Raw genomic sequence first — 11,991 nt, forward strand, 5'->3', positions numbered from 1 at the left:
AGTACTGGCGTGACGGAGTCGCTGACCTGCGATGTCGTAGTGGTCGGAGCCGGGATGGTGGGCGCGGCCTGTGCCTTGTACGCCGCCCGCGAGGGGCTCGACGTGATCGTGGTGGACCGTGGCCACGTGGCCGGCGGTACCACCGGAGCGGGGGAGGGCAACCTCCTCGTCTCCGACAAGGAGCCCGGCCCCGAGCTGGACCTCGCCCTGCTCTCCGCCCGCCTGTGGACCGCGCTCGCCGGGGAACTGGGCCGGGAGGTCGAGTACGAGCCCAAGGGCGGAGTCGTCGTGGCCGCCACGCCCGAGGCGCTGACCGGCCTGGAGACGTTCGCCGCGGGCCAGCGGGCGGCCGGGGTGGAGGCGCTGTCCGTGCCCGCCGACCGGCTGCCCGACCTCGAACCCCATCTCGCCCCCGGCCTGGCGGGTGCCGTGCACTATCCGCAGGACGCCCAGGTCATGCCCGCCCTGGCCGCCGCCCACCTGCTGCGGGCGTCCGGCGCTCGGCTGCACACCGGCCGCACGGTGACCGGCGTCCTGCGCGCCCCGGACGGCGCGGTGCGCGGGGTGCGCACCGACCGGGGTGCGCTGCACGCCCCGGCGGTCGTGAACGCGGCCGGGCCGTGGGGCGGCGAAGTGGCCGCGCTGGCGGGCGTACGGCTGCCGGTCCTGCCCCGGCGCGGCTACGTCCTCGTCACCGAACCGCTGCCGCCCCGCGTACGGCACAAGGTGTACGCCGCGGACTACGTCGCCGACGTGGCCAGCGACTCGGCGGCCCTGCAGACCTCGCCGGTGGTCGAGGGGACCGCCGCCGGGCCGGTGCTCATCGGCGCCAGCCGGGAACGGGTCGGCTTCGACCGCTCCGTGTCCCTTCCGGCACTGCGGGCCCTGGCCTCCGGCGCGACCCGGCTCTTCCCCTTCCTCGCACGGGTACGGGCCCTGCGCGCGTACGCCGGGTTCCGGCCGTACCTGCCCGACCACCTGCCGGCCATCGGCCCCGACCCCAGGGTGCCCGGCCTCTACCACGCGTGCGGGCACGAGGGCGCCGGCATCGGCCTGTCCACCGGCACCGGGCACCTGATCGCCGGACTGCTCAGCGGCGCGCGGCCCGCCCTCGACCCGGCCCCGTTCCGCCCCGACCGCTTTCCCGAGGAGGTCCGGTGAATCCGCTGCGGCTGGTCCGGGCGCGGCCCGCGCCCCCCTTCACGGTCACCGTCGACGGCAGGCGGACCGAGGCGCTGCCCGGCCGGACGGTCGCCGCCGTGCTCTGGGCGGCCGGCGTCACCTCCTGGCGCACCACGCGGGGGTCGGGCCGCCCGCGCGGGGTGTTCTGCGGGATCGGGGTGTGCTTCGACTGCCTGGTCACCGTCAACGACCGCCCGAACCAGCGGGCCTGCCTGGTGCCGGTGCGGCCAGGCGACGTGATCCGCACCCAGGAGGGCACGGGCCATGCGGAGTGAACTCTTGGTCGTCGGGGCGGGTCCGGCCGGGCTCGCGGCGGCGCTGGCGGCGGACGCGCGAGGGGTACGGGTCACGGTCCTGGACGGCGCGGACGGGCCGGGCGGGCAGTACTTCCGGCAGCCCGCCGCCGAACTGCACGCCCGTCGGCCACGGGCGCTGCACCACCAGTGGCGCACCTGGGAGCGACTCCGGGACGGACTCGCCACCAGCGGCGTACGCGTCCTGACGGACCACCACGTCTGGTACGTGGAGGCGAGGTCCGGTGCGTTCACGGTGCACGCGCTGCTCGGCCCCGAGCAGGAGGAGCCGGCCGTCGTGCACGCCGACGCGGTGCTGCTCGCCACCGGCGGCCATGAACACGTCCTGCCCTTCCCCGGCTGGACCCTGCCCGGTGTGGTCACGGCCGGCGGCGCCCAGGCCATGCTCAAGGGCGGTCTCGTGGTGCCCGGACGGACCGCCGTCGTCGCCGGGACCGGGCCGCTGCTGCTGCCCGTGGCCACCGGTCTCGCGGCGGCCGGGGTGCGGGTCGCGGCGCTCGTGGAGTCGGCCGACCCGCGCCACGTCGCCCGGCAGGCCCGCGACCTGGCCGGCAAGTTCCCCGAGGCCGCCGGATACGCGGCCCGGCTGCTGCGCCACCGCGTCCGCCCCCGCACCCGGCACACCGTCGTCCGCGCCCACGGCGACGACCGCCTCACCGGTGTCACCGTCGCCGCCCTCGACCCCGACGGACGCGTGCGGCGCGGCACCGGACGGTACCTGCCCTGCGACACCCTGGCCGTCGGCCACGGCATGCTCCCGCAGACCGACCTCGCCGACGGGCTCGGCTGCCGCCCGGACGGACCGACGGTGGCCGTCGACGCCGAACAGCGCACCAGCGTCCCCGGCGTGTGGGCGGCGGGGGAGGCCACCGGGATCGGCGGCGCCCAACTCGCCCTCGCCGAGGGACACATCGCCGGACGCTCGATCGCCGCCCGGCTGCGCGGCACCGAGCCCGACCCCGCCGGATGGGCACCGGCCGCCAGGACCCGGACCCGGCTGCGGCGGTCCGCGGACGCCCTCGCCGCCGCCTTCACCCCACCCGCCGCCTGGCCCGGGCAGATCACCGACGACACGCTCGTCTGCCGCTGCGAGGAGGTCACCGCCGGTGCCGTCCGCGAGGCCGTCGAGGAGCTGGGCGCGGGCGACGTCCGCACCGTGAAGCTGCTGACCCGGGCCGGGATGGGCTGGTGCCAGGGCCGGATGTGCGGCGCCGCCGTCGGAGGCCTCGCCGGATGCGAACCCGGCCCCTCCCGGCGCGTCTTCGCCCGCCCCGTGCCGCTGGGCGTCCTCGCCCGCCCGGAACCCGAACCGCGAGAAGTAGCCCCCGAACCACGAGAAGAAGCCCCCGAACAGCCCGAGAGAGGACCCTCATGACCGACCACCGTCCCTGGCGCGGCGTCCTCGTCGCCACCGCGCTCCCGCTCCACGACGACCTCTCCGTCGACCACGACGCCTACGCCGAGCACTGCGCCTGGCTCGTCGCCAACGGCTGCGACGGCGTGGTGCCCAACGGCTCCCTCGGCGAGTACCAGGTGCTCACCCCCGAGGAGCGCGCCCGGGTCGTCGAGACCGCCGTCTCCGCGATCGGCGGGCAGCGCGTCATGCCCGGCGTCGCCGCCTACGGGTCCGCCGAGGCCCGCCGCTGGGCCGAGCAGGCGGGCGAGGCGGGCTGCGGGGCGGTGATGCTGCTGCCGCCCAACGCCTACCGCGCCGACGAGCGTTCCGTCGTCGCCCACTACGCCGAGGTCGCCCGGACCGGACTGCCGGTCGTCGCCTACAACAACCCCATCGACACCAAGGTCGACCTGGTGCCCGAGCTGCTGGCCCGACTGCACGGCGAGGGACACGTCCAAGGGGTCAAGGAGTTCTCCGGCGACGTCCGCCGGGCCTACCGCATCGCCGAACTCGCCCCCGACCTCGACCTGCTGGTCGGTGCCGACGACGTCCTGCTGGAGCTGGCGATCGCCGGGGCGAAGGGCTGGATCGCCGGATACCCCAACGCGCTGCCCGCCGCCTGCGTCGAGCTGTACCGCGCCGCCGTCGCCGGCGACCTCGCGACGGCCGAGCCCCTCTACCGCGAGCTGCATCCACTGCTGCGCTGGGACTCCAAGGTCGAGTTCGTCCAGGCCATCAAGGTCTCCATGGACCTGGCCGGACGCCGCGGCGGCCCCTGCCGGCCACCCCGCGTACCGCTGCTGCCCGCGCAGGAGGCCGCCGTCCGCGCCGCCACCGAGAAGGCCCTCGCGGCCGGACTGGCGTAGCGGAAGCGCCAGGAAGGGAGCACCATGCGCAGCAAGCTCGTCCTGCACGCCGTCGACTCGCACACCGAGGGCATGCCCACCCGGGTGATCACCGGCGGCATCGGCACCATCCCCGGCGCGACCATGAACGAACGGCGGCTGTACTTCCGCGAACACCGGGACGACGTCAAGCGGTTGCTGATGAACGAGCCGCGCGGGCACGCCGCCATGAGCGGTGCGATCCTCCAGCCGCCCACCCGGAGCGACTGCGACTGGGGCGTCGTCTACATCGAGGTCTCCGGCTACCTCCCCATGTGCGGCCACGGCACCATCGGCGTGGCGACCGTCCTGGTGGAGACCGGCATGGTCGAGGTCGTCGAACCCGTCACCACCATCCGCCTCGACACCCCCGCCGGGGTCGTCGTCGCCGAGGTCGCGGTGGAGGGCGGCGGGGCCAGGGCGGTCACCCTGCGGAACGTGCCGTCCTTCGCCGTCGGCCTCGACCGCGAGGTGACCCTGCCGGACGGCCGGACGGTGACGTACGACCTCGCCTACGGCGGGAACTTCTACGCGATCCTGCCGCTGGAGCGGCTCGGGCTCCCCTTCGACCGGTCCCGCAAGGACGACATCCTCGCCGCCGGTCTGTCCCTGATGGCGGCGATCAACGCCGAGGGCGAACCCGTACACCCCGACGACCCGTCCATCCACGGCTGCCACCATGTCCAGGTGACCGCACCCGACTCCACCGCCCGCCACTCCCGGCACGCCATGGTGATCCACCCCGGCTGGTTCGACCGCTCGCCCTGCGGCACCGGCACCAGCGCCCGCATGGCCCAGCTGCACGCCCGGGGTGAACTCCCGCCGCACACCGAGTTCGTGAACGAGTCCTTCATCGGCACCCGGTTCACCGGCCGCCTGCTCGGCACCACCGAGGTCGCCGGGCACCCGGCCGTCCTGCCCAGCTTCACCGGCCGCGCCTGGATCACCGGCACCGCCCAGTACCTGCTGGACCCCGAGGACCCCTTCCCGGCGGGGTTCGTGCTGTGAGCGCCACCGGTCCCGCGCTGCCCGTCCTCGGCGGCCGCAAGCCCAGCCACCGCGAGCGGGTCGTCGAGGCGCTGCGCGCCGCCCTGATCGCGGGCGAACTGCGCCCCGGCGAGGTCTACTCGGCGCCCGGCCTCGCCGCCCGCTTCGGCGTCTCCGCCACCCCCGTCCGGGAGGCGATGCTCGACCTGGTCAGGGAGGGCCTGGTCGACACCGTGCCCAACAAGGGGTTCCGGGTCACCGCCGTCTCCGAACGGCAGCTCGACGAGTACACCCACATCCGCTCGCTGATCGAGATCCCGACCACGACCGGGCTCGCCGCCACCGCCGACACCGTCGCCCTTCAGGCGCTGCGCCCGGTCGCCGAGGAGATCGTCACCTCCGCACTGGCCGGTGACCTCATCGCGTACGTCGACGCCGACCTCCGCTTCCACCTGGGCCTGCTGGAACTCGCGGGCAACGCCCACCTGGTGGAGGTCGTACGGGACCTGCGCCGCCGCTCCCGGCTGTACGGGCTGACCGCGCTGGTGGAACAGGGGCGGCTCCAGGCGTCGGCGGAGGAGCACCTGGAGATCCTCGACGCGCTGCTCGCCCGCGACGAAGAGGCCGTGCGCGCGGTGATGACACGGCACCTGGGACACGTACGAGGGCTGTGGGCGGCCCGGGGTCAGTGAGACGGCGGCGCGTCGGTCTTCACGGGACCGGGCGTCCCCCGCTTCGCCGCCTGGATCTGCTCGTACACATGGGTGCGCAGCTCGGCGAAGCGCGGAGAGGCCCGGGTGTGCACCTGGTCCCGCTCGGCCGGCAGGTCGACCTTGAGCTGCTCGCGCACGACCGTGGGGGAGGCGGACAGCACCACCACCCGTTCGCCCAGGTAGACGGCCTCGTCGATGTCGTGGGTGACGAACAGGACGGTGATCCCGCGCTCCCGCCACAGCCGCCGCACCAGGTCCTCCAGGTCGGCGCGGGTCTGCGCGTCGACCGCCGCGAACGGCTCGTCCATCAGCAGCACCCCGGGCTCGTACGCCAGCGCCCGCGCGATGGCCACCCGCTGCTGCATGCCCCCGGACAGCTGCCAGGGGTAGGCCCCGGCGGCGTCCGCGAGGCCGACCGAGGCCAGCGCGTCCGCGACCAGTTCCCGGCGCCGCGCCCGGCCCAGGTCCTTCTGTCTCAGGGGCAGTTCGACGTTCTCGCCGACCCGCATCCACGGGAAGAGGCTGCGCCCGTACTCCTGGAAGACGAACGCCATCCCGGGCGGCGGGCCGTCCACCCTCCGGCCCGCCAGGAACACCTCCCCGGCCGTCGGTTCGAGCAGCCCGCCCACACACTTCAGCAGCGTCGTCTTGCCGCAGCCCGATGGGCCGACCAGACAGACCAGTTCCCCCGCCGCCACGGTGAAGGTCAGGTCGCGCACCGCCTCGACGCGCCGCCCCGATCCCTCGTACACCTTCTTCAGGCCGCGTACGTCGAGCATGGACCGCCCTTTCGACAGACGTCACCGGGACCGCCGGGCGGCGGCGCGCAGGCCGTGGTACCAGCCCAGCGCCCGCCGTTCGACCAGCTGGAAGAGGACCGAGAGCACGAAACCGAGCAGACCGAGCAGCAGGATGCCGGTCCACATGCCGGGGATCGCGAAGGACCGCTGGAACTGCACGATGGTGAAGCCGAGCCCGTTGCTCGCCGCGAACATCTCGCTGATCACCATCAGGATGATGCCGATCGACAGCGCCTGCCGCAGACCCGCGAAGATCTGCGGGCTCGCCGCGCGCAGCACCACGTGCCGCAACCGCGCGACACCCGTGATGCCGTAGCACCGGGCGGTCTCCGCCATCACCGCGTCGACCGCCCGGACGCCCTCCACGGTGTTGAGCAGCACCGGCCAGACACAGCCGGCCGCGATGACGACGATCTTCATGGTGTCGCCGATGCCCGCGAACAGCATGATCACCGGCACCAGCACCGGCGGCGGCACCGCGCGCAGTAACTCCAGCACCGGCTCGCACACCGCCCGCACCCGCCGGTGGGAGCCGACCAGGGTGCCGACCGCCACGCCCACGACGGCCGCGAGCGCGTAGCCCGCCGCGAGCCTGAGGACGCTGGGCAGCACGTCACCGCGCCAGCGCTCGCCGGTCCACACCTCCGGGAAGGACTCCAGGATGGTGCGCAGCGGCGGCCAGTACACGTCCTCGCTGCCGGCCGAGGACACCCACCAGACGGCCACCAGGACCAGCGGCAGCGCGAGCGCGAACACCAGCCGCGTCAGCACCCGCCTCACACCGCCACCTCTCCGCGCACCGACTGGTGCCAGGCCAGCGCCCGCCGCTCCACCGACCGGGCCCCCACGTTGATCAGCAGCCCCAGCAGACCCGCCACGACGATCAGCGCGTACATCTCGGGCACCGCCTGCGAGGTCTGCGCGACGGCGATCCGGGCCCCGAGCCCCGGCGCGCCGATGACGAGTTCGGCGGTGATGGCGAGGATCAGCGCGACCGCGGCCGCCAGCCGCACCCCGGTCATCACGTACGGCAGCGCGGTCGGCCACAGCACGTGCCGGATCCGCGCCCAGGTCCCCAGACCGTAGGACCGCGCCGTCTCCTCGGCGACCGGGTCCACGTCCCGGACGCCGTACAGGACCTGGATCAGCACCTGCCAGAAGGCGGCGTACACGACCAGGAGCAGTACCGACCGCAGTCCGGTGCCGTACAGCAGCACCGCCAGCGGGATCAGCGCGACCGACGGGATCGGGCGCAGGAACTCGATCGTGGACGCCGTGGCCTCGCGCAGGTACGGCACTACGGAGAGGACCACGCCGGTGACGATCCCGGTGACGGCCGCGATCGCGAGGCCCAGCGCCCAGCCGGTGAGGGTGTCGCCGAGCGCCGTCCAGAAGGCGCCGTCCGCGACCTCGGTGCCGAGCGCGTCGGCGATGCGGCTGGTGGGCGGGAAGTACTCCTCCTTCACCAGGCCGAGCCGCGGCACCGCCTCGCCCAGCGCGAGGAAGGCCGCGAGCCCGGCCGCGCCGAGTACGGCGTTGCCGCCCCTCACGGCAGCAGCTCGTCCAGGTCCGGCGACTCCTTGAAGAGACCGTCCGCCTCGCCGAGCCGGGCCAGTTCCTCGATGGCGGCGCGGTTCGGCTCGGCCGGCCACTTCGGGAGGGTCACCTTCGCCAGCACGTCCGCCGGGATCTTGGTGTACGCGGTGACGATCTCGCGCACCTCGTCCGGGTGGGCGTCGGCGTAGGCGAGGGACTCGGCGGTGGCCTCCTGGAACTTCTTCACCACCTCCGGGTTCTCCTGGGCGTACCGCGTGGAGGTGAAGTACATGGCGACCGTGAGCTTCGGTGCGATGTCGATCATGGGGGAGGCGATCTCCCGGCCGCCCTGGCTCTTGACGGTGGCCAGCGCCGGTTCCACCACCATCGCCGCGTCGATCCGGCCGGCGTCGAGCGCGGCGGGCATCTGGTCGAAGGCCAGCTCCACCAGCTCCACCTCGTCCGGGTCGCCGCCCGCCTCGCGCACCGAGGCCCGCACCGCGGTCTCGTTGATGTTCTTCAGCGTGTTGATGGCGACCTTCTTGCCCTCCAGGTCCTTCGGCGACTTGACCGGGCTGTCGCCCTTGACGGTCAGCGCCTCGAAGTCCTTGCCCACCTCGCCGGTGGAGGCGATGCCGTTGGCCACCGCCTTCACGGGCACGTTGTTCGACTGGGCGATCATCAAGGACGTCATGTTGCTGAAGCCGAATTGAAACTGCCCGCTGACCACGCCGGGCACGATCGCCGCGCCGCCCTGCGCGCTGGAGAACGACAGCTTCAGCCCCCGCTCCTCGAAGAAGCCCTTCTTCTGACCCAGGTACAGGGGCGCGACATCGACGATCGGGATGAGGCCCACCTCGACCGAGGTGGTGGAGCCGGACGAGCCCGCCCCGTCCGGCCCCCCGGAGTCGTCGGACGAGCCGCACGCCGTCGCGGCGGTCAGGACGGACACGGCCGTGAGGCCGACGAACAGACGACGCATGGCTCCTCCTGTGGGACCGGACCAGGTACTCCGACAGGCTGTGCGCAGACAGCACGAACGTGCTCAGCGGGAACGTAGGGCCGCCGGGGAGCCCGGGTCAATGGGCTTGGCACGATGGGCCGTTGAGGATTCAACCGCGGCTCGTTGACACCGCGCGAGGCGCACTCATAGCGTGCGCAGCGCGTACGGTCGTTCGTGCAGTCCGTCCCGCCGCGCGGCTCGCCGTGCGGCCTTCGCCGGAGGCCAGATGTCCGAAGACGCGCCCCGCGCCCCGCACTTCGTGAAGTCCTTCGCACGCGGCCTGGCCGTCATCCGGGCCTTCGACGCCGACCATCCCGTCCTGACCCTGAGCGAGGTCGCCCGCGCCTGCGACCTGACCCGCGCCGCCGCCCGCCGCTTCCTGCTCACCCTGGCCGACCTCGGCTACGTCCACACCGACGGCCGGCGCTTCCGCCTCACCCCGCGGGTGCTGGAGCTGGGCTACTCCTATCTGGCGGGCTTCACCCTGGCGCAGATCGCCGAGCCGCACCTGGAGCAACTGGTGGCGCAGGTACGGGAGTCGTCCTCGCTGTGCGTCCTGGACGGCGACGACGTCGTGTACGTCGCCCGGGTCCCGACCAGCCGCATCATGACCGCGTCGATCACCGTGGGCACCCGCTTCCCGGCGCACGTGACCTCCGTGGGCCGGGTGATGCTCGCCGATCTGCCGGACGCCGAGATCGAGACCCGGCTGGCCCGAGCCGACCTGCGCCCGCACACCGCCCGCACCCTCGCCTCCGTGGACGCCCTGCGCGCCGAACTGCGCCGGGTGCGCCGCCAGGGGTACGCGCTGGTCGACCAGGAGCTGGAGGACGGCCTCAGATCCGTCGCCGCACCGGTGCGCGACCGGGACGGCGAGGTGCTGGCCGGGGTGAACATCGCGGTGCACGCCGGCCGCAACTCCCTGGAGTCGGTACGCCGCGACCTGCTGCCGCACCTCCTGGCGGCCGTCGCCCGGATCGACGCCGACCTGCGGATCACAGGTCCAGCACGAGCCGCCGGCCACGACACCGGGACACGCAGATGAGCATCGTCTCCCCGGCCGCCCGCTCCGCCTCGGTGAGCACCGAGTCCCGGTGCTCGGGCTCGCCCGCCACGACCTCGGTCTCACAGGTGCCGCAGGTGCCCTCCGTGCAGGAGAACAGCACCTCGACGCCGGCTCCGCGCACGGCGTCCAGGACCGACACGTCAGGCGGCACGGCGACGGTGCGACCGCTGCGGGCGAGCACCACCTCGAACCCCGCGTCCGGACCGGCCGGTTGCGCCTCCGCGGGGGAGAACCGCTCCACGCGCAGCCTCCCCGCCGGGCAGCGCTCCCCGACCGCGTCCAGCAGCGGACCGGGCCCGCAGCAGTAGACGAGGGTGTCCCCGGGCACGTCGTCGACCACCGGGGCGAGGGCCGGCCGCCCCGACTCGTCCTCGGGAACGAGCGTGACCCGGTCGCCGTACCGCTCCAGCTCACCGGTGAACGCCATGCTGTTCCGGGTGCGTCCGCCGTACAGCAGGCTCCACTCGGCGCCCGCCTCCTCGACGGCGGCCAGCATCGGCAGGATCGGGGTGATGCCGATGCCTCCGGCGACGAAGCGGTAGCGGCGGGCGGCCTCCAGGCGGAAGTGATTGCGCGGCCCGCGCACCCGCACCCGGTCGCCCACCGTCAACTCCTCGTGCACGTAGGCCGATCCGCCCCGCCCGGCGCGCTCGCGCAGCACCGCGATCCGCCACACCGTCCGGTCGGCCGGGTCGCCGCACAGCGAGTACTGCCGCTCCAGGTCCTGGCCGAGGACGACATCGACATGAGCGCCCGGCTGCCAGCGGGGCAGTTCCTCGCCCAGGGGGTGGCGCAGGGTCAGGGCGAGCACGCCTTCTGCCGCCACCTGCCGCTGCGTGACGACGAGTTCGGCCTCGTGCGAGGTCATGAGCCGCTGCCCATGGTTTGGTGCCCTCGCGGGTGCGCGAGCATCCACTCCCACATCGCGACCGGATCCTCCGCCGTGTGCTCGGCGCCGCAGTGACAGGTGCCGTGCAGGACGTCGGTGCCGGGCAGCCAGTCGACGCGGTAGACCTCGCCGGTGCGCGCGCTCACCGTGCCGCCCGCTCCGCCGGCCGCCCGCCCTCGTCGGCCAGCCGGGCCAGGATGCGGCGGGCGGCCAGGCCGCCGGTGTCGATGTTGATGCTCAGCTCCTGGTAGCCGGTCCGCTCGGTGCCGAGCGTGCGCTGGAGCAGGTTGAGCGCGTCCACGTCCTGCATGACGACCGTGTGGTTGTTCTTCCGCAGGAACTCGGTGACCTCGGCGTCGTCCGTCGCCCAGTCCCGGGAGACCGCCCAGAAGGCGTACACCTTTCCGTCCGCGGACGGCGTGATGGCGTAGGTGATCTCGGTGTGGAAGCCGTCCGGGTCGCCGCCGTCGGGCGCGGGCAGTACACCGGTCGGGGCGACCCTGCTGTGCAGCAGGTACAGGCAGGGCGCGTGGTACTCGATGTCCTGCCAGCGGTCGATGCGGCCCCGGACGCCGGTGGACTTCGCGTAGAACGGCGGGCACTCGGCGTCGTCCATGTGCCGGCTCACCCGGACGATCCCGGCGCCCTCGTCGACCTCCGTGGTGATCGGCGTCTCGGCGACCTCGGGCGTACCGATGTAGCCGCCGTGCAGGTACGTCTCGTGCGAGAGGTCGAGGAGGTTGTCGACCAGCAGGCCGTAGTCGGCGTCGATCGGTTCCATGCCGCGGACCGTGACCCAGCCGGGGGAGTCCAGGCGCCGGGCGCGCGGTATCGCCTCCGGGTCGGCCGCGGCGGGGTCGCCGATCCACACCCACACCAGGGAGTCCCGCTCGGCCACCGGGTAGGAGGCGACACGGGCGGTGCGCGGGACGCGTTTCTGGCCCGGCACGTACACGCAGGTGCCGGTCGGGTCGTAGGTGAAGCCGTGGTAGCCGCACACGATCCTGTCCCCGTCCAGCCGTGTCGGCGCCTCGGAGAGCGGAAAGCGGCGGTGCACACAGCGGTCGTGCAGGGCGACCGGGGCGCCGTCCCGCGTGCGGAAGAGGACCAGCGGCTCACCGAGGATCGTGCGTCCCAGCAACTCCCGTCCCACCTCGTGGCGGTGGGCGGCGACGTACCACTGGTTCCTCGCGAAGGCGGTCGTGTGCGGCATGGGCGCTC

General features: G+C 73.8%; 14 protein-coding genes. 7 read left to right on the top strand and 7 right to left on the bottom strand.

What is annotated here, in order from left to right; all coding sequences use genetic code 11:
- Window positions 1-9 precede the first annotated feature (9 nt).
- The 6 genes from ACFC1X_RS02795 to ACFC1X_RS02820 are packed head-to-tail and all read left to right on the top strand — an operon-like array spanning window position 10 to window position 5,455.
- Window positions 10-1,161 (top strand): NAD(P)/FAD-dependent oxidoreductase, encoded by a 1,152-nt coding sequence (locus ACFC1X_RS02795; protein ID WP_376348146.1) that lies wholly within the window; start codon window positions 10-12, stop codon window positions 1,159-1,161.
- A complete protein-coding gene (locus ACFC1X_RS02800) occupies window positions 1,158-1,457 on the top strand; it encodes a (2Fe-2S)-binding protein (protein ID WP_376348148.1) in 300 nt (99 codons plus the stop codon). Before ACFC1X_RS02795 ends, ACFC1X_RS02800 begins: the two co-directional genes overlap by 4 nt.
- A complete protein-coding gene (locus ACFC1X_RS02805) occupies window positions 1,447-2,871 on the top strand; it encodes an FAD-dependent oxidoreductase (RefSeq protein WP_376348150.1) in 1,425 nt (474 codons plus the stop codon). The genes ACFC1X_RS02800 and ACFC1X_RS02805 overlap by 11 nt, the downstream gene beginning before the upstream one ends.
- The gene (locus tag ACFC1X_RS02810; protein ID WP_376348152.1) at window positions 2,868-3,758 is read left to right on the top strand and encodes a dihydrodipicolinate synthase family protein; all 891 of its coding nucleotides are present in this window, start codon (window positions 2,868-2,870) and stop codon (window positions 3,756-3,758) included. The genes ACFC1X_RS02805 and ACFC1X_RS02810 overlap by 4 nt, the downstream gene beginning before the upstream one ends.
- 24 nt (window positions 3,759-3,782) lie before the next feature.
- Entirely contained in the window at window positions 3,783-4,784 is a 1,002-nt protein-coding gene (locus tag ACFC1X_RS02815; RefSeq protein WP_376348154.1) for a proline racemase family protein, read from the top strand.
- Entirely contained in the window at window positions 4,781-5,455 is a 675-nt protein-coding gene (locus tag ACFC1X_RS02820) for a GntR family transcriptional regulator (RefSeq protein WP_376348156.1), read from the top strand. Before ACFC1X_RS02815 ends, ACFC1X_RS02820 begins: the two co-directional genes overlap by 4 nt.
- Here ACFC1X_RS02820 and ACFC1X_RS02825 read toward each other — a convergent pair.
- Genes ACFC1X_RS02825 through ACFC1X_RS02840 form a run of 4 tightly spaced genes read right to left on the bottom strand, consistent with a single transcriptional unit; the run spans window position 5,449 to window position 8,794 of the window.
- Window positions 5,449-6,255 (bottom strand): ABC transporter ATP-binding protein, encoded by an 807-nt coding sequence (locus ACFC1X_RS02825; protein WP_376348157.1) that lies wholly within the window; start codon window positions 6,253-6,255, stop codon window positions 5,449-5,451. The genes ACFC1X_RS02820 and ACFC1X_RS02825 overlap by 7 nt on opposite strands.
- 21 nt (window positions 6,256-6,276) lie before the next feature.
- A complete protein-coding gene (locus tag ACFC1X_RS02830) occupies window positions 6,277-7,056 on the bottom strand; it encodes an ABC transporter permease (RefSeq protein ID WP_376348159.1) in 780 nt (259 codons plus the stop codon).
- Complete coding sequence (locus tag ACFC1X_RS02835; protein ID WP_376348161.1) at window positions 7,053-7,826, bottom strand: ABC transporter permease; 774 nt, start codon at window positions 7,824-7,826, stop codon at window positions 7,053-7,055. Before ACFC1X_RS02835 ends, ACFC1X_RS02830 begins: the two co-directional genes overlap by 4 nt.
- Entirely contained in the window at window positions 7,823-8,794 is a 972-nt protein-coding gene (locus ACFC1X_RS02840) for an ABC transporter substrate-binding protein (protein ID WP_376348163.1), read from the bottom strand. The genes ACFC1X_RS02835 and ACFC1X_RS02840 overlap by 4 nt, the downstream gene beginning before the upstream one ends.
- Before the next feature lie 247 nt (window positions 8,795-9,041).
- Here ACFC1X_RS02840 and ACFC1X_RS02845 point away from each other — a divergent pair, with 247 nt between their 5' ends.
- Entirely contained in the window at window positions 9,042-9,860 is an 819-nt protein-coding gene (locus ACFC1X_RS02845) for an IclR family transcriptional regulator C-terminal domain-containing protein (RefSeq protein ID WP_376348164.1), read from the top strand.
- Here ACFC1X_RS02845 and ACFC1X_RS02850 read toward each other — a convergent pair.
- Genes ACFC1X_RS02850 through ACFC1X_RS02860 form a run of 3 tightly spaced genes read right to left on the bottom strand, consistent with a single transcriptional unit; the run spans window position 9,811 to window position 11,983 of the window.
- Window positions 9,811-10,749, bottom strand: a complete 939-nt coding sequence (locus ACFC1X_RS02850) for a PDR/VanB family oxidoreductase (protein ID WP_376348165.1) — start codon at window positions 10,747-10,749, stop codon at window positions 9,811-9,813. The genes ACFC1X_RS02845 and ACFC1X_RS02850 overlap by 50 nt on opposite strands.
- Window positions 10,746-10,916, bottom strand: coding sequence for a hypothetical protein (locus ACFC1X_RS02855; protein WP_376348167.1), 171 nt, complete (start codon window positions 10,914-10,916; stop codon window positions 10,746-10,748). Before ACFC1X_RS02855 ends, ACFC1X_RS02850 begins: the two co-directional genes overlap by 4 nt.
- Window positions 10,913-11,983: a Rieske 2Fe-2S domain-containing protein gene (locus ACFC1X_RS02860; protein WP_376348168.1), complete on the bottom strand. Its 1,071-nt coding sequence runs from the start codon at window positions 11,981-11,983 to the stop codon at window positions 10,913-10,915. The genes ACFC1X_RS02855 and ACFC1X_RS02860 overlap by 4 nt, the downstream gene beginning before the upstream one ends.
- Between the last annotated feature and the right edge of the window lie 8 nt (window positions 11,984-11,991).

Source organism: Streptomyces sp. NPDC056128 (genome assembly GCF_042263835.1).
Lineage (GTDB): Bacteria > Actinomycetota > Actinomycetes > Streptomycetales > Streptomycetaceae > Streptomyces.